The 23270-nt window shown below is 70.3% G+C and carries 25 protein-coding genes; 14 read left to right on the top strand and 11 right to left on the bottom strand.

The window, feature by feature from the left end:
• Nucleotides 1–154 precede the first annotated feature (154 nt).
• Both AC3IF1_RS14175 and AC3IF1_RS14170 read left to right on the top strand, forming a co-directional pair.
• Complete coding sequence (locus AC3IF1_RS14175; protein ID WP_243968184.1) at nucleotides 155–1441, top strand: outer membrane beta-barrel protein; 1287 nt, start codon at nucleotides 155–157, stop codon at nucleotides 1439–1441.
• Between the two features lie 283 nt (nucleotides 1442–1724).
• Entirely contained in the window at nucleotides 1725–2072 is a 348-nt protein-coding gene (locus tag AC3IF1_RS14170; RefSeq protein WP_243968185.1) for a hypothetical protein, read from the top strand.
• A 118-nt stretch (nucleotides 2073–2190) separates the two neighbouring features.
• Here AC3IF1_RS14170 and AC3IF1_RS14165 read toward each other — a convergent pair whose 3' ends face one another.
• Complete coding sequence (locus AC3IF1_RS14165) at nucleotides 2191–2745, bottom strand: GNAT family N-acetyltransferase (RefSeq protein ID WP_489218126.1); 555 nt, start codon at nucleotides 2743–2745, stop codon at nucleotides 2191–2193.
• A gap of 191 nt (nucleotides 2746–2936) precedes the next feature.
• Between AC3IF1_RS14165 and AC3IF1_RS14160 the strand changes: the two genes are divergently transcribed.
• On the top strand, nucleotides 2937–4445 hold the full coding sequence (locus AC3IF1_RS14160) for a peptidoglycan DD-metalloendopeptidase family protein (RefSeq protein WP_243968187.1): 1509 nt from the start codon (nucleotides 2937–2939) through the stop codon (nucleotides 4443–4445).
• Nucleotides 4446–4508: 63 nt separating this feature from the next.
• Here AC3IF1_RS14160 and AC3IF1_RS14155 read toward each other — a convergent pair whose 3' ends face one another.
• Complete coding sequence (locus tag AC3IF1_RS14155; protein WP_243968189.1) at nucleotides 4509–4850, bottom strand: YidB family protein; 342 nt, start codon at nucleotides 4848–4850, stop codon at nucleotides 4509–4511.
• Nucleotides 4851–5024: 174 nt separating this feature from the next.
• Here AC3IF1_RS14155 and AC3IF1_RS14150 point away from each other — a divergent pair, with 174 nt between their 5' ends.
• The gene (locus AC3IF1_RS14150) at nucleotides 5025–5273 is read left to right on the top strand and encodes a hypothetical protein (protein ID WP_409564802.1); all 249 of its coding nucleotides are present in this window, start codon (nucleotides 5025–5027) and stop codon (nucleotides 5271–5273) included.
• Between the two features lie 40 nt (nucleotides 5274–5313).
• Here the strand turns inward: AC3IF1_RS14150 and AC3IF1_RS14145 are convergent, their stop codons facing one another.
• Nucleotides 5314–5706 carry a YidB family protein gene (locus AC3IF1_RS14145; protein ID WP_489218125.1) on the bottom strand — a complete coding sequence of 131 codons (393 nt, stop codon included), beginning with the start codon at nucleotides 5704–5706 and terminating at the stop codon, nucleotides 5314–5316.
• Between the two features lie 384 nt (nucleotides 5707–6090).
• Between AC3IF1_RS14145 and AC3IF1_RS14140 the strand changes: the two genes are divergently transcribed.
• The 6 genes from AC3IF1_RS14140 to AC3IF1_RS14115 all read left to right on the top strand — a co-directional run bounded on the left by AC3IF1_RS14140 (nucleotide 6091) and on the right by AC3IF1_RS14115 (nucleotide 11556).
• The gene (locus tag AC3IF1_RS14140; protein ID WP_489218124.1) at nucleotides 6091–6972 is read left to right on the top strand and encodes an alpha/beta fold hydrolase; all 882 of its coding nucleotides are present in this window, start codon (nucleotides 6091–6093) and stop codon (nucleotides 6970–6972) included.
• Between the two features lie 131 nt (nucleotides 6973–7103).
• The gene (gene yajC, locus AC3IF1_RS14135; protein WP_243968193.1) at nucleotides 7104–7436 is read left to right on the top strand and encodes a preprotein translocase subunit YajC; all 333 of its coding nucleotides are present in this window, start codon (nucleotides 7104–7106) and stop codon (nucleotides 7434–7436) included.
• A 57-nt stretch (nucleotides 7437–7493) separates the two neighbouring features.
• Nucleotides 7494–9098, top strand: coding sequence for a protein translocase subunit SecD (gene secD / locus AC3IF1_RS14130; RefSeq protein WP_243968194.1), 1605 nt, complete (start codon nucleotides 7494–7496; stop codon nucleotides 9096–9098).
• Nucleotides 9099–9325: 227 nt separating this feature from the next.
• Nucleotides 9326–10267, top strand: a complete 942-nt coding sequence (secF, locus tag AC3IF1_RS14125; RefSeq protein ID WP_489218123.1) for a protein translocase subunit SecF — start codon at nucleotides 9326–9328, stop codon at nucleotides 10265–10267.
• Nucleotides 10268–10279: 12 nt separating this feature from the next.
• Nucleotides 10280–10678 (top strand): Mth938-like domain-containing protein, encoded by a 399-nt coding sequence (locus AC3IF1_RS14120; protein WP_489218122.1) that lies wholly within the window; start codon nucleotides 10280–10282, stop codon nucleotides 10676–10678.
• Nucleotides 10678–11556: a phytoene/squalene synthase family protein gene (locus tag AC3IF1_RS14115; RefSeq protein WP_489218121.1), complete on the top strand. Its 879-nt coding sequence runs from the start codon at nucleotides 10678–10680 to the stop codon at nucleotides 11554–11556. Before AC3IF1_RS14120 ends, AC3IF1_RS14115 begins: the two co-directional genes overlap by 1 nt.
• 313 nt (nucleotides 11557–11869) lie before the next feature.
• Here AC3IF1_RS14115 and AC3IF1_RS14110 read toward each other — a convergent pair whose 3' ends face one another.
• From AC3IF1_RS14110 to AC3IF1_RS14090, 5 genes are all read right to left on the bottom strand, one after another.
• Nucleotides 11870–12517, bottom strand: coding sequence for a protein-L-isoaspartate O-methyltransferase family protein (locus tag AC3IF1_RS14110; RefSeq protein WP_489218120.1), 648 nt, complete (start codon nucleotides 12515–12517; stop codon nucleotides 11870–11872).
• Nucleotides 12514–13278: a 5'/3'-nucleotidase SurE gene (gene surE, locus AC3IF1_RS14105; RefSeq protein ID WP_489218119.1), complete on the bottom strand. Its 765-nt coding sequence runs from the start codon at nucleotides 13276–13278 to the stop codon at nucleotides 12514–12516. Before surE ends, AC3IF1_RS14110 begins: the two co-directional genes overlap by 4 nt.
• The gene (serS, locus tag AC3IF1_RS14100) at nucleotides 13278–14639 is read right to left on the bottom strand and encodes a serine--tRNA ligase (protein WP_489218118.1); all 1362 of its coding nucleotides are present in this window, start codon (nucleotides 14637–14639) and stop codon (nucleotides 13278–13280) included. Before serS ends, surE begins: the two co-directional genes overlap by 1 nt.
• An 84-nt stretch (nucleotides 14640–14723) precedes the next feature.
• Nucleotides 14724–15089 carry a YybH family protein gene (locus AC3IF1_RS14095; protein ID WP_489218117.1) on the bottom strand — a complete coding sequence of 122 codons (366 nt, stop codon included), beginning with the start codon at nucleotides 15087–15089 and terminating at the stop codon, nucleotides 14724–14726.
• A 78-nt stretch (nucleotides 15090–15167) separates the two neighbouring features.
• Nucleotides 15168–15611, bottom strand: a complete 444-nt coding sequence (locus AC3IF1_RS14090) for an OsmC family protein (RefSeq protein WP_489218116.1) — start codon at nucleotides 15609–15611, stop codon at nucleotides 15168–15170.
• Nucleotides 15612–15768: 157 nt separating this feature from the next.
• Here AC3IF1_RS14090 and AC3IF1_RS14085 point away from each other — a divergent pair, with 157 nt between their 5' ends.
• Nucleotides 15769–16644 carry an ATP-binding protein gene (locus AC3IF1_RS14085; protein ID WP_243968203.1) on the top strand — a complete coding sequence of 292 codons (876 nt, stop codon included), beginning with the start codon at nucleotides 15769–15771 and terminating at the stop codon, nucleotides 16642–16644.
• Nucleotides 16645–16811: 167 nt separating this feature from the next.
• Here the strand turns inward: AC3IF1_RS14085 and AC3IF1_RS14080 are convergent, their stop codons facing one another.
• The 3 genes from AC3IF1_RS14080 to AC3IF1_RS14070 form a co-directional block, all read right to left on the bottom strand.
• Nucleotides 16812–18962 carry a TonB-dependent receptor gene (locus tag AC3IF1_RS14080; protein WP_489218115.1) on the bottom strand — a complete coding sequence of 717 codons (2151 nt, stop codon included), beginning with the start codon at nucleotides 18960–18962 and terminating at the stop codon, nucleotides 16812–16814.
• A 581-nt stretch (nucleotides 18963–19543) separates the two neighbouring features.
• Entirely contained in the window at nucleotides 19544–20029 is a 486-nt protein-coding gene (gene dut / locus AC3IF1_RS14075; RefSeq protein ID WP_243968205.1) for a dUTP diphosphatase, read from the bottom strand.
• A complete protein-coding gene (locus AC3IF1_RS14070; protein WP_489218114.1) occupies nucleotides 20026–20907 on the bottom strand; it encodes an HpcH/HpaI aldolase/citrate lyase family protein in 882 nt (293 codons plus the stop codon). Before AC3IF1_RS14070 ends, dut begins: the two co-directional genes overlap by 4 nt.
• A 107-nt stretch (nucleotides 20908–21014) precedes the next feature.
• Here AC3IF1_RS14070 and AC3IF1_RS14065 point away from each other — a divergent pair, with 107 nt between their 5' ends.
• From AC3IF1_RS14065 to AC3IF1_RS14055, 3 genes are all read left to right on the top strand, one after another.
• Nucleotides 21015–21770: a DUF429 domain-containing protein gene (locus AC3IF1_RS14065; protein WP_489218113.1), complete on the top strand. Its 756-nt coding sequence runs from the start codon at nucleotides 21015–21017 to the stop codon at nucleotides 21768–21770.
• Nucleotides 21771–21832: 62 nt separating this feature from the next.
• Nucleotides 21833–22348, top strand: a complete 516-nt coding sequence (locus AC3IF1_RS14060; RefSeq protein WP_489218112.1) for an NUDIX hydrolase — start codon at nucleotides 21833–21835, stop codon at nucleotides 22346–22348.
• 43 nt (nucleotides 22349–22391) lie between these two features.
• Nucleotides 22392–23057, top strand: a complete 666-nt coding sequence (locus AC3IF1_RS14055; RefSeq protein WP_243968209.1) for a carbonic anhydrase — start codon at nucleotides 22392–22394, stop codon at nucleotides 23055–23057.
• Nucleotides 23058–23270 lie beyond the last annotated feature (213 nt).

Raw genomic sequence — 23270 nt, 5'->3', positions numbered from 1 at the left:
TTCTGATTGTTGCGGCAACGACACATTTCTCCGGCGAACGTGTCCTCGAGCACAAAATTGCTCAAAAAATATGCAACTGCTCCTTGTTTGATTTTGTGTCATTTATCTCTTGATGTCAGCTTGGCCGTGAGTGAACCGGAACGAGCTGCGACCCATGCTGAAGCGATCCACCCTGGCCGGCCTGGCGACCCTGCTGTTGTCCTCGACCAGCATCCTCGCGGCGGATCTGGCGGCGCCCGCCCCCGCCCCCGTGGCGCCCCCGGCGGAACCCTGCAAGGCCACGCTGCTCGGCCCGACCTACGGCGGCGTGATCAAGGCCAACCCGACGCCGACCTGCTTCGCGGCCGGCCCGCTCGGCGACCTCTATGTCGGCGGCGCGGTGACGGGTTACGGCTACGTCCAGACCAACCCGTTCGCGTCGTTCTCGACCCCCGCCGCGCCCAACGACCGGGACCGGGCCGCGCGGTTCGACTTCTCCAACATCCAGGGCGTCATCCAGAAGCCCGAGGGCGGGTTCCAGTTCTACGTCCAGGCGGGCGGCTACTCGATCCCGCAGCTCGGCTTCCCGACGCTGGGCACCTTCACCCAGACCGATCTGCTCTTCGGGCCGGTCCCGGTCGCCTACGGTAAGGTCCAGATCAACGACGAGTGGTCGATCCAGGGCGGACGGATGTTCACCCTGATCGGGACCGAACTGCTGTTCACCTATCAGAACCTGAACATCAACCGCGGCCTGCTGTTCGTGCAGGAGAACTTCATCAACCAGGGCGTGCAGGTCAATTACAGCAGCGGCCCGCTCTCGGTGTCGCTGGCCGGCACGGACGGGTTCTTCTCCAACGAGATCACGTGGTTCACCGGCAACGTCGCCTACAAGCTCGACGACTTCAACACCATCGGCGTCAACGGCGGCCTGAACCTCGGCCGCACCAACGCCCTGGCCCGCAGCCCGCGCTACCAGTTCGCCACGCCGAACCTCCAGCAGAACAGCGGCATCTTCGACATCAACTACACCTACGCGAACGGTCCGTGGATCGTCTCGCCGTACTTCCAGTTCACCAACGTCGAGCGGGATCCGCGGGTGGGGATCTACAACTCCGCCTCCACCTACAGCGGCGCGCTGCTGGCGGCCTACTCGTTCACCGACCACTTCTCCCTTGCCGGCCGCGTCGAGTACATCGAGCAGACGGGCGTGCGGGGCTCCGGCACCACGAACCTGCTCGGCTTCGGCGCCGGCAGCAACGCCTTCTCGGTGACCGTCACGCCGACCTTCACGTTCGACCGGTTCTTCTTCCGGGTCGAGTACGCGCATGTCGAGCTCGGCGGCATCACCCGGGCGAACATCTCGGATACGGGCCTGCTCACGCCCGGCACCGGCTTCGGCCGCACCGGCAACCGCACCGCGCAGGACCGCTACATGGTCGAGACCGGAATCACCTTCTGATCCGATTCGCATCCCGGCCGCGAGGCCGGTTCGGACAAGCCCCCGGCCTGAAGCCGGGGGCTTTTTTGTTGCTTGTAATGGCTCGCACTACATGTGATCCAATATTTCTTAAAGCGGCAGCAATATCTCGGCATTGATCAAGTTAGGCATGCGCGTTTGATTATCGCTGTGGCTCATGGGACGTGAGCTGCGGTGACCGGTTCTGTCGAACACTTGAAATGTCACCGCTCCGCCATGTATTCCTCGCCCTGCGCCGGCCGTTGCCGGATCGGGGGGTTAGTGAATGACTTCGATCGAGGCTCTGTCGGCGACCCTGTGGAGGGTGGCGGCGCCAGGCATGACGCCGAAGGCGCTGCGCGCCGCTGTCCGCGAACACCATCCGGAGGCGTCCAAGAAGCATGTCGTTCGCGCCGCCTTCTACGCCCTGATCGACGCCCGCTCCCAGGATGGCCTGACCTTGGACGCGTTGCATGGGTTCGCCCTCAACGAGCGCACACCCTCCGACGAACCGCCGGTGACGATCGGCAAGTCTCGGAGGCAGAAGCACCGCCGTAGCCCCGAGCGGGCCGTTCTCGAGGCCCCCGCGGTCCCGGAAGCCTCCGAGCGTCCCGAGGCCGCTGCGGCGGCCTGAGGGGCACGGTCGCCGGGTCCGCTGCGCGGAGGCGCGCCCACGCCCTGAACCGGCCGCCGATCGAGGGCGGAGATCGGGGCATCGTCCCGGAGACGAGACCACCCTCCGGGACGATGCGCTAGGCCCGCCGGAGCAAACGGCGGCCGGGGCGGTGGCCCTCCTCGCCCGTATCGCGGAAGCCAAGCTTCTCCAGCAGCCCCCAGGACGCGATGTTGGCGGGGCGGCACTCCGCCACGATGGTGCGGCCGGGGAACCGGCCGCACAGGAGGCCGATGATCGCCGCCACCGCCTCGAACGCGAAGCCGCGCCCCCGCGCGGCGCCGCCGATCCAGTAGCCGATCTCGATCGCGCCCGTTCCCCGCAGGTGCGTGCCCACCACGCCGACGAGTTCGCGCCCGACCGGATCGGATGGCGTCTGCGTATCGCCGTCACCGCGAAGCCAGGCGCCGAGAAAGCAGTCCTGGCCCCGGGCACCGCTGCGGATCAGGTCCTGAGCGTCCTGCAGGGTGAACGGCGACGGCAGGAAGTCCACCGCTGCGGTGATCGCGGGGTCGTCCGTGAGCCGGCGCAGGGCGTCCGCGTCCTGGATGTGCAGGGCCGCGATCGACAGGCGCGGGGTTTCGATCCCGGGCAGGTCGACGAGGCTGGCACGGGCGGCGCGGATGGTAAACATCCCTCGGATGTGGGGTGCCCGCCGGTGCGGAAAAGGCACGTGCATGGGCCCCACTCTCATCCCCGGGACGCGGCGAGGACGCCCTGTTGTCCTTCGCGCGACGGTCGCAGACAGGCCGGACGGGAACGGTTGCTTAACCTGAATCCGTCTTCATTGGGGCATCAAGTTGCGTCAGGCAAACGGGTGCGTCGATGCGGGTGCGCGGTACGGGTCAGATGTTGCGGACGCTGTCGCGCGTCGCCCTCATCGGCATCATCGGCGGGGCTGCGGCCGCCTGTTCGTCGGATGCCTCGCGGCTGAGCAATCCGTTCACGAACCCGTTCGAGGGGGAGCCCGCCGCCACCGGCAGCCTGCCGGACGGCAGCCTCAAGCCGGCACCGGTGATCCGCACCGGCCGCATCCAGTCGGAGGCGCTGAGCCCACCGGCAGCCTCGCGTCCGGTCTCCGCGGCCAATCCGGTGGCGACCCATGCCGCCGCGCCGGCGACCCGCGTCGCCTCGACCGGACCGGTCGGCTGGAGCGCCCAGGGCGGCACGCAGATCACCGTGTCGCAGAACGACAGCCTGAACCAGATGTCCACCCGGTTCGGCGTCCCCGCCTCGGCGATCCTGTCGGCCAACGGCCTGACCAGCGCCAGCCAGATCACCCCCGGCCGGCAGATCGTAATCCCGGTCTACAACGCGTCGGGCATGAATCCCGCCGCGGCCCCCATGACCGCCCGCCCGGCCCGGGCGGCGGAGGAGAAGCGCGAGGACGCCAAGCAGGTCGAGGGCAAGCTCGCCGCCAAGCGCGAGGAGGCCGCCCGGGACGCCAAGCGCGAAGAAGCCAAGCGGGACGAGGCCAAACGCGAGGAGGCCAAACGCGAGGAGGCCAAGGAAGCCGCCAAGGAAGCCACCCGGCGGGCTGCCGACAAGGAGGCGGACCGCAAGGAGGCGCTGGCCCGCGATGCCGCTGCCCGGAAGGTCGCCGACGCCAAGACCCACAAGGAGGTGGCGAAGGCCGACGACAAGCCGCGGCACGTGCGGCCCGGCCAGGTCGCCAAGGCCGAGGAGCCCAAGGCGGATCCGAAGGCGGAGGCCAAGGCAAGCGCCAAGGCGGACGCGAAGGCCAAGGCCGACGCGAAGGCCGCCGAGGCGAAGGTCGAGGCCAAGGCCGCCGCGAAGGCGGAGGCGGTCCAGAAGCTCGCCGAGGCCAAGGCCGCCAAGGAGGCCGCGCAGAAGGCCGCCGCCGCGGAGAAGGTCGCCGCCAAGGAGGCGCCGAAGCCGGTCGCCGCGGCAGCGCCCGCCAAGCCCGAGCCCGCCGCCACCGGCTCCGTCGCCGACGCCACGCCGTCGGAGAGCTTTCGCTGGCCCGCCAAGGGCCGGGTGATCTCGGGCTACGGCACGTCGGGCAACGAGGGCATCAACATCGCGGTGCCGGAGGGCACGCCGGTCAAGGCCGCCGAGGAGGGCACTGTCGCCTATGCCGGCTCGGACGTGAAGGGCTACGGCAAGCTGGTGCTGGTGCGCCACGCCAACGGCTTCGTCTCGGCCTATGCCCATAACGGCGAGATCGACGTGAAGCCCGGCGACAAGGTCAAGCGCGGCCAGACGATCGCCAAGTCCGGCGCCTCGGGCAACGTGACCTCGCCGCAGCTGCACTTCGAGATCCGCAAGGGCGGCGCGCCGGTCGATCCGATGTCCCAGCTCGCCAGCAACTGAACGGCGCCTGCAGTCTGAGATCAGCGGCGGTCCCGGAAGGGGCCGCCGTTTTCGTTGGCCGCCCTAGGATTTGGGCTCCTGCAGCGTGCCGTCGGGGCTGTGGTGATCCACCGCCTGCGGCAGCGTCTGGGCGAGGGTCGGGAACAGCTGATCCACCGGGACGCCGAGCTTCTGCGCCATCTGGCGGACCTGCTCGTTGTCCAGGACCTTGCGCAGGTCGTCGGCGGTGATCGGCTCGTTGGGGCCGCGGCCCAGCCAGGAATTCACCTGGCTCTCGTAGCCGGAGCGGCGGAGCTGGTCGAGCAGCGCGTTGAGGCCGCCGGGCAGCACCTGCTGGATGACGCCCGGCAGCGCCTTGAGTGCCATCTGCCCCAGCGAGCCACCGAGGGAATCGAGCAGACTCATCCTGTTCTCCTGTCGGTCACGCCGTCCCATCGGATTTTAGGGCGGCCTCCGGGAAACGGGAGAGGGCGCGGGCCGCCGCGTCGCGTGAACCGCAATTTAATCGACAGCGCCTGGATGTTGGCCCGGTATGCCGCCTCGGAATCCATCCACGGTCATGCGGTCATGCGATCTCTGGTGCTGTCTGTCGTGCTGATCGTCGCGGCCGACGCGGCGCTGGCGGTGCCCGACGAGATGTCCCGTCCGGTCCACGTGGAGCGGGCCCTCGCGGACGCCGTCTTCGTCCGGCCGCTCTACGGCGTGTACCGGCATTGCGGCGGGGCCTGCCTCAAGAGCGGCGCGCTGACCTGGTACTGCTTCGCCAAGCAGAGCTGCTCCCTGAGCTGTGCGACGGCGCCGCCCCAGATGAAATGCGCGACGCCCTAGTGCCGCGCCCCCGGAACGACGCACGCTTGTCAGGGCCCGCTCAGCGCACCTGAGTGCTGAAGTTCGGCTGTGGCTTCAGCCGGCCGTCCACGCTCTGCCCGGCGACCGCGGCCGGCAGGAACTCCGAGAGGACCGTGGCGACGCGGCCCTCCGGCAGGCCGAGATCGTAGGCGAGGCGCTCGGTGACCGCCTTGGGCAGACAGGTCGCCATGGCGGCGGCCGGGACGGTCTGCCGTTCCCCGGGGGACAGCCAGGAATCGACGGCGGCCCCGTGGCCATCCGCGCGCAGGCGGTCGAGGAGGCCCACGAGGCCCCCGGGATAGAACTTCGCCAGCGCCATCGGGAGCTTGCCGCTGCCGGTCTCCTCGAGCGCGCGGTCGACCGCTGCGACGACATCGCCGATCAGATTCTTCGCACCGTCGAGCAGGCCCATGATTCTCCACCGCATCGCGCTTCGAGGGCTTCGAGAATTCGGGCGTGATTGGCCGCCGGCAAGCGCGTGCGGCAATTGCGCGGTGGATCGCCGCGTGGGTCCCGCGCGCAGGCGAGCACCGGCTCGCTCCGGGCGCGCGACCGATCAAAGGCTTAGCCGGGGTTGCGATGGCAACACATTCGCGCCCGGTTCTGGAGCCTCGTCCCGAAAGGTGGCCGCGGGCGTTCGGAGAAGGACGACGCGGAATCAAGGACCCACAGCCTCGTGCCGGGCCCAGTTCCCGAAAAAAAGATGATGCAGGACCAACGACCTAGCGCATCGTCCTGATTCCGCTGGTCAGGACGATGCGCTAGGATGCGCGCCTCGAAGCTCCGGGAGCCATCCATGAAGCGCGTGCATGCGGGCGTGCTGGACGTCGCCTATCGGGAGGTCGGACCGCCGGACGGGCCGCCCGCGGTGCTGCTCCACGGATTCCCCTACGACGTCCACGCCTGCGACGCGGCGGCCGAGCACCTGGCCGGCGCCGGGGTGCGCTGCCTGATCCCGTCCCTGCGCGGCTACGGGCCGACCCGGTTCCTCGACCCCGCGACGCCCCGCTCGGGCGAGCAGGCGGCGCTCGGGGCTGATCTCCTGGCCTTCCTGGACGCCCTCGGGATCGAGCGGGCCGTTCTCGCCGGCTACGATTGGGGCGGCCGGGCGGCCTGCGTGGTCGCGGCGCTCTGGCCGGACCGGGCCAGGGGTCTCGTCAGCTGCGGCGTCGGCTACAACATCCAGAACATCCCGGCCTCCGGGCAGCCCGTCGCCCCGGAGGCCGAGCACCGGCTCTGGTACCAGTACTACCTGCACGGGGAGCGCGGCCGGGCCGGGCTCGCGGCGAACCGCGAGGCCTTCTGCGGCCTGCTCTGGCGCCTGTGGTCCCCGACCTGGGCGTTCGACGCGGCGACCTTCGCGGCGACCGCCCGATCCTTCGACAACCCGGATTTCGTCGACGTGGTGGTGCATTCCTACCGGCACCGCTTCGGCCTGGTGCCGGGCGATCCGGCCCTCGCGGAGATCGAGGCGCGGCTGGCCGCGCAACCGGAGATCGCGGTGCCGTCGATCGTGCTGCTCGGCGCCGACGACGGCGTCGGGCCGCCGCCCGAGACCGACACCGATGCCCGCCACTTCACCGGCCCGTATCGGCGCGCGATCGTCCCGGGGATCGGGCACAATTTCCCCCTGGAGGCGCCGGAGGCCTTCGCGGCGGCGGTGCGCGCCCTGCTGTGACGGCGATTCGGCCGCGCGTCGCTTCGGCGTTGCTTTCGGGAAGCCCCTGGCTATAGTCCGCGCGCTTTTCGACAGGTCTGCAGACGCCGCAACCGGCGGCAGGCCTGCGTGCCAATCGCAGGAGACGCTCGTTGATCACCCCCGCCTTCGCGCAAGGGGCCGCTACGGCCGCTGGCGGAGCGGAGATCGCCTTTCAGGTGATCCCGTTCGTCCTGATCTTCGTGATCATGTATTTCCTGATCCTGCGGCCGCAGCAGAAGCGGGTCAAGGACCACCAGGTGCTGCTCAAATCCGTGCGCCGGGACGACACGATCGTCACCAACGGCGGCCTGGTCGGGCGTGTGGTCAAGGCGGTGGACGACCAGCCGGAGATCGAGGTCGAGATCGCCCCGAACGTCCGTGTGCGGGTCGTGCGGACGATGATCTCCGAGGTCCGGGCCAAGGGCTCGGTGAAGGCCGCCTGAACTTCCAGTTGAACCGGCCGGCGTAACGCGCCGGCCCACAAGAGAAAAAGACGGCCGATGCTGCGCTTCTCCCGTGCGAAGATCATCGCGACGCTGGGCCTGATCCTGGTCGGCCTGATGCTGGCCGTGCCGAGCTTCTTCTCGCCCGAGCAGCGCAAGGGCTTCGTCGCCAGCCTGCCCTCCTGGTTCCCGAGCTGGGTGGTGCCGACTCGCGCCATCGTGCTCGGCCTCGATCTCCAGGGGGGCTCGCAGCTGCTGCTGGAGGTCGATCAGAACGAGCTGATCGCCTCCCAGGCCAAGGCCCTGCGTGACGACGTCCGCCGGGTGCTCCAGCAGGAGAGCGTCCGCGCCGACGGCGGCATCGGCCTGCTCCAGCGCGGCGTCCAGGTGAAGATCGCGGATGACGCGGCCCGCGCCAAGGTGCTGCCGAAGCTGCAGGAACTGGCCCTCCCAATCACCACCTCGCTGGGCCAGACCGCCGCCCGTACCCTGGACGTGTCCGAGCAGCCGGGCGGCCTGGTCCGCCTGACGCTCACCGATGCCGGCATCACCGACCGCACCCGACGCGCGGTGAGCCAGGGCATTGAGGTCATTCGGCGGCGCCTGGATTCCACCGGCACCACCGAGCCCTCGATCCAGCAGCAGGGCGCCGACCGCATCCTGATCCAGGTGCCGGGCGAGCAGAACCCGGAGCGGCTGGAGAAGCTCCTCGGCTCCACCGCCAAGCTCGAATTCCGCATGCTCGCCGACAGCCCCTCGGGCGATGTCGACATGCTGCCCTCCAAGGACGAGAAGGGCGCCAAGGTCCCGGTCGAGCGCCGGGTCATGGCCGATGGCGGCGAGCTGACCGACGCGCAGCCGGCCTTCGATCAGCAGTCCCACGAGCCGATGGTGAGCTTCAAGTTCAACCTGCGCGGGGCACAGCGGTTCGGCCAGGCGACCTCCGAGAATGTCGGTCGGCGCATGGCGATCGTGCTGGACAACGAGGTGGTCTCGGCCCCGGTGATCCGCTCGGCGATCACCGGCGGCTCCGGCCAGATCACCGGCAACTTCACTGTGCAGCAGGCCAACGACCTGTCCGTCCTGCTGCGGGCGGGCGCGCTGCCGGCGAAATTCACCGTGGTCGAGCGCCGCGTCGTCGGGCCGGGGCTCGGCCGCGATTCCATCGAGGCCGGCAAGCTCGCGACCCTCGTCGCGGCGGGCCTCGTCGTGGCCTTCATGTTCGCGACCTACGGGACCTTCGGCTTCATCGCCAACATCGCCCTGATGGTCCATGTCGGGCTGATCCTGGGCCTGATGTCGGTGCTTGAAGCCACCATGACGCTTCCGGGCATCGCCGGCATCGTCCTCACCATCGGCACCGCGGTGGATTCCAACGTGCTGATCTACGAGCGCATGCGCGAGGAGAGCCACGCGGGCCGCTCACTGATCTCGGCGCTCCAGGCGGGCTTCGACCGGGCCTTCGCCACCATCATCGACTCGAACTCGACCATGGCGATCGCCGCCCTGATCCTGTTCTTCCTCGGCTCGGGCCCGGTGAAGGGTTTTGCCGTGGTCTTCATCCTCGGCATCCTGACCACGGTCATCACCGCGGTGACGCTGACCCGGATGATGATCGCGGTGTGGTACAAGACCTTCCGGCCGAAGGCCCTGCCGTTCTGAACGCGTTCATTTTCGGGAGATCGATCACCGTCGGCAAAGGCTGCTCCAAACCACGCCCTCATCCTGAGGTGCCCGCGCCAGCGGGCCTCGAAGGAGCCCTCCAGCAGGCGCCGTGAGCTCTGGAAGCCTCCTTCGAGGCCTCCGCTGCGCTCCGGCACCTCAGGATGAGGGTGAGGATGGGATGAGCGGGTCGGCGCTGTGACTCCCCAAACGTTAGGTCCGAAACGATGCGCCTGCTCCGCCTCTGGCCCGATGAATCGCATTTCGACTTCATGCGATTCCGGCGCTTCACCTTCCCGCTCTCGGCGGTGCTCTCGCTCGCCACCGTGGTGCTGTTCCTGACCGTCGGGCTGAACTTCGGCATCGACTTCAAGGGCGGCACCCTGGTGGAGCTGCAGGCCAAGTCGGGCACCGCGGATGTCGCGGCGATCCGGCACACGGCCGTCGGCTTCGGCTACGGTGAGCCGGAGGTGCAGGAACTCGGCAACCAGGGCACCGTGCTGGTCCGCCTGCCGCTCCAGCCCGGCGAGCAGGGCCAGACCGCGGTGATGAACAAGGCGCACGCCGCCTTTGATCAGGATTACGATTTCCGCCGCACCGAGACCGTCGGCCCGCGCGTCTCCGGCGAGCTCGTCCAGTCCGGGACGCTCGGCGTCCTGCTCTCGGTCGTGGCGGTGCTGCTCTACCTCTGGTTCCGGTTCGAGCGGGAGCTGGCGCTCGGCGCCATCGTGGGCACGCTCCACGACATCGTGCTCACCGTGGGTGTGTTCATCATCACCCGGATCGAGTTCAACATGACCTCGATCGCCGCGATCCTGACCATCGTCGGCTACTCGCTCAACGAGACCGTGGTGGTGTTCGACCGGACCCGCGAGCTGATGCGCCGGTACAAGACCATTCCCACGGTCGACCTCCTCAACCTGTCGATCAACTCGACCATGTCGCGCACGGTGATGACCTCGATCTCCTCCGGCCTGTCGCTGCTGGCGCTGGTCCTGTTCGGCGGCGAGGCGATCAAGGGTTTTGCCACCGTGATGCTCTGCGGCGTCCTGATCTGCACCTACTCGGCGATCTTCATCTCGACGCCGGTGCTGATCTATCTGGGCCTGATGCTCTCCGGCGCCCGCGCGGCCGCCGAGCGCGCCGGCGTCCCCCAACCGGCGGAGTAGCGTGTTTCGGACATGGCCGAGCAGGAGACCTCGAACGGCTTCGAATCCGGCTTCGTGCCCGGGCGCCACATCATCGACACCTACGGCAACGGCGGCTTCCGCTTCGCCGGGATGTCGCATCGGGGCTCGATCCTGCTCCTGCCCTCGGGGGTGCGCGCCTGGGACGTGACCGCACCCCGGGCGATCGACCGGACGGCCCTGCGCCCGGTCCAGGCTGAGGCCGCCGGAATCGAGCTGCTGCTGGTCGGCACCGGTCTCGACATCGCGGCGATCGACCCGAGCCTACGCGGCTGGCTCAAGGATTTCGGCGTCGGCCTCGACGTGATGCAGACCGGCGCCGCCGCCCGCACCTACAACATTCTGGTGGCCGAGAACCGCAAGGTCGCGGCCGCCCTGATCGTGGTCGATTGATGCCGGAGGTCGGCGACAAGCCCGCGGAGAGCGGCTTGGCCTTCGCGCAGTCCCATTGCGAGCAGCTGGTTCGGGAGGGCGACCCCGACCGCTACTACGCGACCCTGTTCGCCCCGGCCGCCGCCCGCCCGCACCTCTTCGCGCTCTACGCTTTCAGCCTGACCGTCGCCCGGGTGCGCGAGGCCGCCTCGAACCCGATGGCCGGCGAGATCCGCCTGCAATGGTGGCGCGACGCCCTCCAGGGTGAGGCCCGGGGCGATGTCCGTGCCAACCCGGTGGCGGCGGCCCTCGAAGAGGCGATCCGCGTGAACCGCCTCGGCCGCCAGCCCTTCGTGGACCTGATCGACGCGCGGGTGTTCGACCTCTACGAGGACCCGATGCCCCGGGTGAACGACCTGGAGGGCTATTGCGGCGAGACCGCCTCGGCCCTGTTCCGGCTGGCGAGCCTCGTGATCGGCACCGGCGCCGAGCCGGGCGGCGCGGGGGCGGCCGGCCATGCCGGCGTCGCCTACGGGATCACTGGGCTGCTGCGCGCCCTGCCCTGGCACGCCCGTTCGGGCCAGGTCTACCTGCCCGCCGACATCCTCGGCCGCTACGGCGTCACCCGCGAGGACATCACCAGCGGCCGTGGCGGCCCGGGCCTGCGCCGAGCCTGCGCCGAGCTGCGCGACCTCGCCCGGACCCATCTCACAGCGTTCGAGGCCGCCCGCCCGGCCATCGCGCCGCTCGCCGGCACGGCGTTCCTGCCGGTGGCCCTGGTCGAACCCTACCTCGCCGCCATGGACCGCGCCTCCTACGACCCGCTCAACACGCTCGTCGACCTGCCGCGCTGGCGGCGGCTGTGGCGCCTGTGGCGGGCGTCGCGGCGGATCGGGTGAGCGCCTTCGGAGGTCCCACTTCCCGCCTCATCCTGAGATGCCCGGCGGTCGAACATCGCCGCCGGGCGTCGGAGGAGCCCGCCAGGGAACGCCGCGATACCCGGGGGGCCTTCGAAGCCGACGCCACACTTCGGCATCTCGGGATGAGGGGGGATTTGGAGATGCGGATCTCTTGGTCGTCTCCGATGGTAAGGCCCACACCGTCCCTGCGAGCATAGCGAAGCAGCCCAGGGCGGCGCGCGATCTCAGAACGTCGGCGTTTTCCTGTGTCGCGTCGCCGCGCGTGAGAAATGACGGCGCGAAGCAGGCGGTCTTACAGCACCCGCGCCAGCCCCGGCACCAGCGCCCCTAAACGCGTCGGCGGGCCGAGTTCCGGTTCAGCCTCGGGGGTCGCCAGGATCGCGATCTGGCATCGGCCGCCCTGGGTGAGGCCCGTCACCAGCCGTCCGCCCGGTTCCAGGGCGGCGCGCCAGTGCGGCGGGATCGCGTCGACGCAACCCTGGACCAGGATGCGGTCAAAACCCCCGTCCGGCAGCTCCGGGGCGAGGCCGTCGGCCCGGACGACATGCACCTCCGACAGGGCGGCGAGCCGCGCCGCGGCGTCGGCGGCGAGGGTGGCGTAGCGCTCCAGGCTCAGAACCGCGCCGGCCCCGAGCCGGGCGAGCAGCGCCGTGACGTAGCCCGAGCCGGTGCCGATCTCCAGGACCCGCTGGCCGGCCTCGAGCCGCAGCAGCGCCAGCATCACCGCCACCGTCGAAGGCGCCGTCATGGACGCGCCGCAGGGCAGCGGCAGGCCGATGTCCCGCCGCGCGTGATCCCGATGCCGGGGCGGCGCGAAGGCCTCCCGCGGCACCTGCTCCATCGCCCGGAGCACCGCGGTGTCCCGCAGGCCCCGGCCCCGGAGCGCCATCACGAAGGCCGCGTTCCCGGCAGCCGCCTCCAGGCTGCCGAGGTCGATCACGCGTCGAAGGCCTGGGCGAAGCGCGTCAGCGTCGGCTCGTCGGTGAGATCGAGGCGCAGGGGCGTCACCGAGATGCGCTTCTCGGCGATGGCCTTGAGGTCCGAGCCGTGGCCCGGCTCGAACCGGGCCTTGGCGAAGGCCAGCCAGAAATACGGGTTGCCGCGCCCGTCGACCCGGGCGTCGATCGACAGCAGCGCCTGATTGCGGAACCCCTGCGCCGCCACCGCGACGCCCTGCACGGCGTCGGGCTCGCAATCGGGGAAGTTGACGTTGACCAGGATGCCGGGCTCGATCCCGGTCTCCAGGATCTTGCGCACCACCGTCGGCCCGTGCGTCCGGGCGCAGTCCCATTTGAGGGCGCCGCGCCCGCCCGCCCCGTAGGCCTGGCTCATCGCGATGGAACGGATGCCCAGGATCGTCCCCTCCATGGCGGCCGCGATGGTGCCCGAATAGGTCACATCCTCGGCGACGTTCTGGCCGCGATTGACCCCCGACAGGACGAGGTCCGGCCCGTGCTCGGCCAGGATGTGGCGCACGCCCAGGATCACGCAGTCAGAGGGCGTGCCCTTGACGGCGAAGCGCTGCTCCGAGACCGGCCGCAGACGCAGCGGGTCGTTGAGGGAGAGCGAGTGCGACACGCCGGACTGGTCGCTCTCCGGCGCCACCACCCAGACGTCGTCGGACAGCTCCCGGGCGATCTCCTCCAGGGTGGCGAGCCCCGGCGCGTGGATGCCGTCGTCGTTCGTGACCAGGATGCGCATCAGCGGGCCCCTTCGATCCGGTTGAGCCCGCCCATGTAGGGCTGGAGCACCGACGGGATCGTGATGCTCCCGTCCGGGTTCTGGTAGTTCTCCATCACGGCGATGAGCGCGCGGCCGACCGCGACCCCCGAGCCGTTGAGGGTGTGGACATAGGCGGGCTTGCCGTCCTTGCCCCGGTAGCGGGCGTTCATCCGCCGGGCCTGGAACTCGCCGCAGACCGAGCACGACGAGATCTCGCGGTGCGTGCGCTGGCCCGGCACCCAGACCTCGATGTCGTAGGTTTTTTGGCTCGCGAAGCCCATGTCGCCGGTGCACAGCGTCATCACCCGGTAGGGCAGATCCAGCTTCTTCAGGACCGCCTCCGCGCAGGTGAGCATCCGCTCGTGCTCGTTGACGGAGTCCTCCGGCGTCGTGATCGAGACCAGCTCGACCTTGTTGAACTGGTGCTGGCGCAGCATGCCGCGGGTATCCCGCCCCGCCGCCCCGGCCTCGGCCCGGAAGCAGGGGGTGAGTGCGGTGAAGCGCAGGGGGAGTTCGTCCGCGGAAAGAATCGACTCGCGGACGAGGTTCGTCAGCGGAACCTCGGCGGTGGGGATGAGCCAGAACTTTTCGGCGCTGCCCCGCTCGGCTTCCGCCTCAGTCTGGTCCCGCTCCGCTGCCCGCCCGTCCTGTTTCGCAGCGTCGAGGCCTTTGAAAACGGAGAACTGATCGTCTTCAAACTTCGGCAGCTGTGCCGTGCCGAACATGGCGGGGTCGCGCACCAGCACCGGCGGCGCGACTTCCAAATACCCGTGCTCCTGCGTGTGCAGGTCGAGCATGAACTGGCCGAGCGCGCGCTCCAGCCGGGCGAGCTGGCCCTTCAGCACCACGAAGCGCGAGCCCGACAGCTTGGCCGCCGCCTCGAAATCCATCAGCCCGGCAGCCTCGCCGAGCTCGAAATGCTCGCGGCCCTCGGTCAGCCGCTCGCGGGTCGAGGCGTGGCTGCGATAGAGGACGTTGCCGTGCTCGTCCGCGCCGTCCGGCACGTCGGCCTTGGGCCGGTTCGGGATCGCGGCGAGTTTTTCGGCCAGCGCCGCGTCCGCCCCGTCCTGCGCCGCCTTCAGTTCCGGCTCGGCGCTTTTCAGCGCGGCGACCTCCGCCATCAGGGCGGCGGCGCGGTCCTCGTCCTTCGCCTTCTTGGCACCGCCGATCTCCTTGGCCAGCGCGTTGCGCCGCTCCTGGTTGGCCTGCGCGGCCGAGACCGCCGACTTCCGCGCCTCGTCGAGGGCGATCAGCGCGGCCGAGAGCGGGGCGAGGCCCCGGCGGGCGAGGTCGCGGTCGAAGGCGTCCGGGTTGTCCCGGATGGCGCGGATGTCGTGCATGGATTCGGCTCGGGTCGTCGGCGCGGCGTCGGCGCGCGGGCCCCGCTTTGCCGCATCGTGTCCGGTGGGACAAGCGCGTGGGCGTCAGGCCTTCGGGGGCGCGATCTTGAGCTGGTCGATCGCCCAGAGCCAGGTGCCGTCCGCCTGCTCCCGGGCGAGCTCCACCGACAGTGACCCGTTGGGCAGCAGCGCGAAGGTCATGGCGAGGGGACCGTTGCGCAGGGGCGGCAGCGTCTCCGGCAACGCGAAGTCGGATTTCCGCGCCAGGAGGTCCGCGTAGAAGCGCCGGATCTCGGCATGGCCGGTGGCCACGACCCGGCCGGCGGCCAGCACCGCGGCGGGCTCGTAGAGGGCGACGAGACCCTCGACATCGCCCGCATTGGCCCGGCGGTTGAACAATCCGGCCAGCGCCTCCGGCGCGCGGGCTGGCTCTCGCGTCTCATCCGACATGGCGTCTCCTCGTCCGGTCGCCGCGACCGGTTCGTGCTGCGGGAATGCGCCGGGTGGCCGTTCTTTCCGCGGGGCGGGTCATTTCAGGCGCGTGCCGTCGCGATCCGTCACCGAGACAGCCACCGGGATCCCGGCCTTCACGCTCTCCGAGACGGTGCAGAACCGCTCGAACTGCTCCAGGACCCGCTCGATCCGCGGCATCTCCGCGATCGCAGCACCGAGCCGGATGCGCACGTCGATCCCGGCGAGGCGGAGACGACCCTCGGCGTTACGCGCCACCCGGCATTCCGCCTCGGCGGCGACGCCCCGCGCATCCTGCCGGAACTTGCCCAGGGCGAAGACCAGGCTGGCGCAGAGGCAGTTCGCCACGCCTGAGATCAGCAGCTGCTCGGGGACGGGCCCGGTCCCGCCGCCGATCGGAGCCGCCTCGTCGGTGAGCAGGTCGGGCAGGGCGGCGCCGAAATCGACGGTGAAGACGTATGCCCCGACCTGGGTGATCCGAATCGTCGGTCCCGCGTCCATCGGTGCCCTCCCGGGCTCCCGCCCTCGCGCAGGATCCAACGCCCGATCCGGGGCCGCGTTCGGCACCGGGTCGAAGCCATCGTCGGCCGGGTGATTTCCGCAGCCGAACGCCGTAGTACGGTCGCGCGACAGAACCGGCAGCGAACCCCCCGATCCGATGACGAGCCCCGCGACCCTCGACACCCTGATGCCGCTCCTGGAGCGCATCGCCGCCGCGCTGGAGCGGGCCGCCCCCCCTGCCCCGCCGGCCTTCGACCCCGACGCGGCCGACGCCTTCCTGTGGGGCCCGGAGCGCCGGCTCACCCCGGTGCCCCAGGTGGCCCGGGTGGAGATGGGGCTGCTCACCGGCATCGACCGGGCGCGCGACACCCTGGTGGAGAACACCGAGCGCTTCGCCCGGGGCCTTCCGGCCAACAACGCCCTGCTGTGGGGCGCCCGCGGCATGGGCAAGTCCTCCCTGGTCAAGGCGGCGCATGCCGAGATCAACGCCCGCCGCCCCGCGGGCAGCCGGCCGATGAAGCTCGTGGAGATCCACCGCGAGGACATCGAGGCCCTGCCGGACCTGATGGCCCTGCTCCGGCCGGACCCGCATCGCTGGCTCGTCTACTGCGACGACCTCTCCTTCGACGGCGACGACACCTCCTACAAGTCGCTCAAGACCGCGCTCGACGGCGGCATCGAGGGCCGGCCGGCCAACGTCCTGTTCTACGCCACGTCCAACCGCCGCCACCTGCTCGCCCGCGACATGGTCGAGAACGAGCGCTCGACCGCGATTAACCCCGGCGAGGCGGTGGAGGAGAAGGTCTCGCTCTCGGACCGGTTCGGCCTCTGGCTCGGTTTCCACAAATGCAGCCAGGACGAGTATCTGGCGATGATCCGCGCCTATGCCGACCGCTACGGCCTCGACCTGCCGCCGGAGCGGCTGCGCGCCGAGGCGCTGGAATGGGCGACCACCCGGGGCTCCCGCTCGGGCCGCACCGCCTTCCAGTTCATCCAGGATCTGGCGGGGCGGCTGGGCAAAGTGATGGATTGAGACGGCCAGCCGGCTCGACGCGCGAAATCCAACGCTCACCCACGTCCTGTTCCAAGCTCACCCTCCTTCGAGGTCTCCGCCGCGCTCCGGCGCCTCGGGATGGCGGCGTGGATGGGAAGGACCCGTCCGATGCGCGCTTGATCCGGATCGCGCTCCACCGCCGCGTCTCAGAAATCGACCGCGGCCGACAACCACACCGTCCGCGGCGCCCCGAGGATGAAAGCGCCGTTCGGGTTGCCGATCCAGAAGTGGTTGTCGGCGACGTTCGTCACGGTCGCGCGCAGCGTGACCGGCTTGTCCTGCATCAGGGTCGCGTAGCGCAGGCCGAGATCCACCGTCGTCCAATCGGGGATCTTCGAGAAGGCGGCGGCGGTCAGGGTCGTGCCGACGTAGGACTGGCCGGTGTAGACCACCGTGGCGAGGGCCGTGAGACCGCGCAGGAACGGCGTGTCCCATTCGAGCCCGGTGGTCGCCTGGAAGCGCGGTGCGCCGGTGGCGGGGTTGCCGTCGTAGAGGCCGCCCCGGGTCCGGCGCCAGCGGGCATCGAGCAGGGTCGCGCCGGCGATGACGCGCAGGTCCGCGGCGATCTCGCCGAAGACCGTCGCCTCGAAACCGCGGTTGCGCTGGCTGCCGCCGACCCCGAAGGTGTTGGTCAGGGCGTCGATGCTGCCGGCCGGCTGGGTGATCTGGAAGGCGGCGAGGGTCGCCCCGAAGGTCTTGAAGTCGAGCTTCGCGCCGATCTCGTATTGCCGCGACCGGGCCGGCGCGAAGGTCTGGGTGCTGTTGATCGCGCTGCCGGGCGCCCGCAGAGCCGTCAGGCCCTGAACGGCGTTGGCGTAGAGCGCGAGCGCCTCGGTCGGCCGCACCACGAGGCCGAAGGCCGGGGTCGTCGCGGTCTTGTCGTAGGCCGTGTTCAGGAGCCCCGTGGTCGGCGCGTAATTGCCGAGCTCGATCTCCTGCCGCCGCGCCCCGATCATGAACTCGACCAGGCCGTCGGCGACCGACATCGTGTCGGCCACGGCGTAGCTCGTCATCCGGTCGTAGCTCGCTCGGCCGCGGGGATAGGTGCCGTTTGACTTCGGTTGCCCCGGCCAGGCCAGGCGGACCGGCGCGTAGAGGTTCGACGCGTAGTCCGGATAGGTGATCTGGCCGAGCGTCAGATCCTGGTCGAGGCGCGTCGTGGTGAACACGGCCTCGTGCCGGATCCAGCCCGTGTCGAACCGCGCCCGGGCCCCCGCCTCCCCCGACAGCGTCGCGGTATCGCCGGTCTGGAAGACCGAGTTGACCGTGGTGGTGCCGTGGGCATCCAGGAGCGTGAAGGCGGGATTCTCCCGCTTGGCGTAGCTGAAGCGGTTGGCGCCGAGGGCCGCGAACAGCGTGATGTCCGAGGTCAGCTCGAATTCCGCCCGCCCGAGCCCGGTGAGGCTGTCGGCCCGGGAGAAGTCGAAGCGCTGGGACATGTTCCGGCGCGGGTCGGGCGCCCTGGGGATGCGCAGGCCCGGCACCGGGTTACCGCCCCGGGTCTGGCTGTCATAGGCATCGTGCTGATAGATGACGTCGGCGTAGAGCCGGAGCCGGTCGCCGGTATAGTCGAGGGCCAGCGAGCCGACGCCGTTGTGCTGTCCGGTATGGTCGATCGGCGTCTCGCCGCCGAGCCCCGCGCCGTTGATGCGGATGCCGATCTCGTGTCCCTCGCCGTAGCGCCGCGCCACGTCGAACCCGCCCCCGCCGCGGGTGGTCGACACGTAGTCGACGCCCGCCCGCGTCAGCGGCGCGTCGCCCGCGCGCTTGGTGACGACGTTCACCGTGCCGGCGACGCTGCCTAAGATCGGTGTGCCGAACAGGAACGCCGCCGGACCCTTGAGCACCTCGACGCGCTCGAGGGGGGCTGGGTCGATCCGGTAGTCCGGCACGAGGCCGTACAACCCGTTCAGGGCGAACTCCCGGTTGTCGACCCGGAAGCCGCGGATGTTCAGCGCGTCGTAGCGGTTGCCGCTGCCGATCGCGGCGCGGACCGAGGGGTCGGTGCGCGTCAGGAGGTCGCCGACGCTGATCGCCTGCGTGTCGCGGATGGTCGTCTCGGTGTAGCTCGCCGTGCCGAACGGCGTCTCCATGTAGTCCCGGTTGCCGAGCAGGCCGAGCCGGCCGCCGCGGGCCACCTGGCCGCCGGCAAAGGCGGGCGGCAAATCGCCCGCCCTCGCGGGGCCGCGCGCCTCCACGGACAGCGTATCGAGCGGGACCGAGGCGCCGGCCTCGTCGCCGGGCGCGGTCGCGGCCCAGGCCGCGGGCGCGATGGCCGCGACGCCCGTCAACAGCATGGCGCACCGCAAAAACCGTTTGTCTCGTGTCCTTGCGAAGTCGTTTATGGATTTCGGCGCAATTTCGCGCTGCATGTCGTCTCGAATTTCAATGCAAAAGTTCGATCAAGGATTTTTTTGATGCTGCGACCTTGATCTTATCGGCCGGTATCAGCCCATATCCGGGCCGGCAAGATAAAAAACCTAGATTATATTCAAACAAAAAACGAAAGACGGAAAATTATAAAACAAAAATTTGATCAAAATCGAATTTTGAAAGGGATTAATACTGTAAAAAACAACGAGATCGCAGCGACATCAATCGTCGAATTGTCTTGGCGCATCGATCCGAAAAAGCAGCAAGCGGGATCAGACGCTCGATCGTTGTGACGCCTCGGGATGTCTCGAAGGCCGGCACTGCCCCTCGGGGCGACGCATTGTGAGATGGGGGATCATGGTCCCAACCCCGGAGGCCGGCGGATGGGCCGGCCCGACGCATCGGATGCCGCTTGGCGGTGGCGGGGACGACACGAAGCGGCCTCGGCGCACCGGGGAGGGCCGGATCCGGTCGGGCGATGGATCGCCCGAGCCCAGCCGGTGGATCAGCGCCCGCTCGATCCGAACCCGTCCGATCCGCGCCCCGAGCCGGGGCCGGGGTCGCCCGCCAGCACGGTGAGGACCGGCCGGGCGATCCGCGTGAACACGAGCTGGGCGATCCGCTCGCCCGGCTCGATCCGGACCGGGTCCGCCGGGTCCCGGTTCCAGGCGGAGATAAGGAGCGGCCCCTCGTAATCCGCGTCGATGACGCCGGTGCCGTTGCCCAGGACCAGCCCCTCGCGGTGGCCGCGCCCGGAGCGCGGAAACACCAGCCCGCACCAGGCCGGATCGCGGATCAGCACGCAGAACCCCGCCGGGATCAGCACCGGCCGGCTCCGGGGCTCCAGGACCAGGGGCGCGTCCAGGCAGGCATGCAGGTCGAGACCCGCCGCGGCGGCGGATCCCCAGCACGGAAAGCCCCAGCCCGGCAGCCGCGGGTCGAGGAGGCGCAGGCCGATTTCGGGCAGGTTCACGTGGGGCAGGTCGCTCACGCGCCGAGCCGCGCGATCGCGTCGGCGAGGGCCAGTGTCCGCCGGGCCGCCTCGACATGGAGGCGCTCGATCATCCTGCCATCCACCGCGACGACACCGCGGGTGCGGTTCTCCGGCGCTTCGAAGACATCCATCAGCCGGCGCGCCTGCGCGATCGCGTCGGCACCCGGCCCGAAGGCGGTGTTGGCCGGGCCGATCTGGTTCGGATGGATCAGCATCTTGCCGTCGAAGCCGAGATCCCGCCCCTGGGCGCACTCGGCTTCGAAGCCGGCCGCATCGTGGAGGTCGGTGAAGACGCCGTCGATCGCCTCGATCTCGTAGGCCCGGGCGGCGGCGAGCACGGTCATCAGCCAGGGGACGAGGGCCGCGCGCCCCGGCGGCGGGATCCGGGCCGCCTTCAGCAGATCGTTCGGGCCGATCACCAGGGCCGCGAGCCGCCCGTCGACGTCCCGGGCCGCGCCGGCGATCTCGGCGGCGTTCACCACCGCCATCGGCGTCTCGATCATCGCCCAGACCCGGGTCGCCTGCGGCGCCCCGAGCCGGCGCAGGCGCGAGCCCACGGCGATCAGCGTGTCCGAACTGCGTACCTTCGGCACCAGGATTGCGTCCGGGGCGGTCGACGCGAGGGCCACGAGATCGGCCTCGCCGTCGTCGGTCTCGGGCGGGTTGATCCGGACCACGACCTCGCGCTGTCCGAAGCCCCGGGCGGCCAAAGCGGCGGCGACCTGCATGCGGGCCGCCGCCTTGATGTCCGGTGCGGTCCCGTCCTCCAGATCGATCAGGATCACGTCGGCGGGGAGCGTCCGCGCCTTTTCCAGCGCCCGGGCGTTGGAGCCGGGCATCGCCAGGACGCTGCGGCGGGGACGGATCTCGCTCATCACGCTATTCCCGGATCGGCGGCGACGCGCACGCGCTGCGGATAGCCGTCCGCGCCGACCCGGACAAGGACGCAGCGCGGGCCGGGTTCCACGGGGAGAGGATCGCGATGGCGCGGTGGGTGGCGGGGCTGGACGGCTGCCGGGGGGCCTGGGCGGGGGCGCTGATCGATCTCGACGACCCCGCCCGGTACCGCTGCGCCCTGTTCTCGGACGTGGCCGCCCTCCTCGATGGGCCGGAACGCCCCCTCGTGATCGGGATCGACGTCCCGATCGGCCTCCCCGACCGGATCCTCGGCGGCGGCCGCTCCGCCGACCGGGCCGCGCGCGCCCGTCTGGGACCGGGGCGCGCCTCGGTCTTCCCGATGCCGTCCCGGGCGGCCGTCTACGCGCCCGATTACGAGGCCGCCAAGGCCGCCGCGCGGGCCTCGAGCGATCCGCCCTTCGCGCCCTCGATCCAGGGCTACAACATCTTCCGCTACGTCCGCGCGGTCGACGGGCTCCTGCGGGCCCGGCCGGAGCTGCGCGACCGCGTCCACGAGGTCCACCCAGAGGTGGCCTTCCACGCCCTCAACGGCGGTCGGCCGCTCGGCCTGCCCAAGAAGGGACCCCGCGCCCGGGACGGGCTCGACCTGCGGCGGAAGCTCCTCGCCGCCGCGGGCCTGCCCGGCGCCCTGATCGGCCTCCGGACCCGGGGCGTCCCGGAGGACGATCACCTCGACGCCCTGGCGGCCCTGGTCGTGGCCCGCGACATCCTCACCGGCCGCGCCGTGCCGCTCCCGGAGGCGCCGGAGCGCGACGCGTATGGCCTGCCGGTGGTGATCTGGGCGCCGGCCGAGCGGCGCGATGGGCCCGAGACGCCGTAGGGCCGGCCTTTCGCGCGCGACGCGAGTGTCCATCCGCGCCCTGGCGCGCTAGCTGTCTCCCCATGAGCGCATCCTCGCCCCTTCCGATTCGCCACGTGGCCCGGGCGATCGTCCTCGATCCGGAGGACCGGATCCTGCTGATCGCCTACGCTTCGGTCCACGCCAAGGGACCGGACGGCGCGCCGCTCCGGTTCTGGTTCATGCCCGGCGGTGGCCTGGAGCCCGGCGAGGACCACGTCACCGCCTGCCGCCGGGAGCTGGAGGAGGAGATCGGCCGCGGCGACGCTGCGATCGGCCCGCAGGTCGCCGCCTGCGACGGCCCGTTCCACCTGTTTCGCCAGCCCCGGGACGCCCGCGAACGCTATTTCCTCGTCCGCCTGCCCGACGATCGGGTCGATACCGGCCGGCTGGCCGAGACCGAGGACAACCCGGTGCTCGGCACCCGCTGGTGGCCGATCGCGGAGCTGCGGGCGAGCGGCGAACGGGTCGAGCCGGCGGGCCTCGCCGATCTGGCGGCCGATCTCGCCCGCGGGATTATGCCCGCCGCGCCCCGCGTTCTGGCATGGCGACAACCCTGAACTCGGCCGCGCCGAGGCGAATGGTTCAACCGGAGGTGATGCGATGTTTCCCATATACCTGACAGAGGGCTACCGGTCGTTCCTGCAGGAGCGGTTTCCCTCCGAGCGCCGCCGCTTCGCGCAGCTGGCCGATTCGCAGAAGCCGGAGATCCTGGTCATCAGCTGCTGCGACAGCCGGGTCTCCCCCAGCGCGATCTTCGATGCCGGGCCGGGCGAGCTGTTCACGATCCGCAACGTCGCCAACCTCGTGCCGCCTTACATGCCGGACGAGCATTACCACGGCACCTCGGCGGCACTCGAATTCGCCGTCCAGGCCCTGGAGGTGAAGCACATCGTCGTGCTCGGCCACGCCACCTGCGGCGGCGTGAAGGCCTATGCCAACAGGGCCAAGCCGCTCTCCCCCGGCGATTTCATCGGCAAGTGGGTCTCCCTCGTGGGGCAGGCCGAGGCGAAGGCCGGCGATCCCGGGATGCCCGACTATCTCACCCGCCTGGAATACGCCGTCGTCGCGCAGGGGCTCGAGAACCTGATGACCTTCCCGTTCGTGAAGGAGCGGGTCGACGATGGTCGCCTCGAACTGCACGGGGCGCATTTCGGCGTGGCCAGCGGATCCCTGCTCGTGCGCGACGCGCAGACGGGGCAGTTCGTCTCGCCGATCGACCGGACCGGCCTTCCGGTCCGATCGGTCGCCGCCATCGCGTGCGATTGAGAGGCGCCGCGCGCGGAATCACGGATCGAGGTCTTGGCTCTTGCCCGGCGGCCCTCGCTTCGGTTCCCGCGCGGGTGCGGGTATCTCCTCTCCCCGCAAGCAAGCTACCGGATCCACACGGCTCAGTCTGACACCACCACCCTGGAAAAAGAGCGCTTTTCCCCTCCCCCTTGCGGGGAGGGGTCAGGGGTGGGGGTGGTTGAGAAGGCACCG

It is taken from the genome of Methylobacterium sp. E-012 (assembly GCF_057836545.1).
This window is presented reverse-complemented; position numbering and strand designations above follow the sequence as displayed.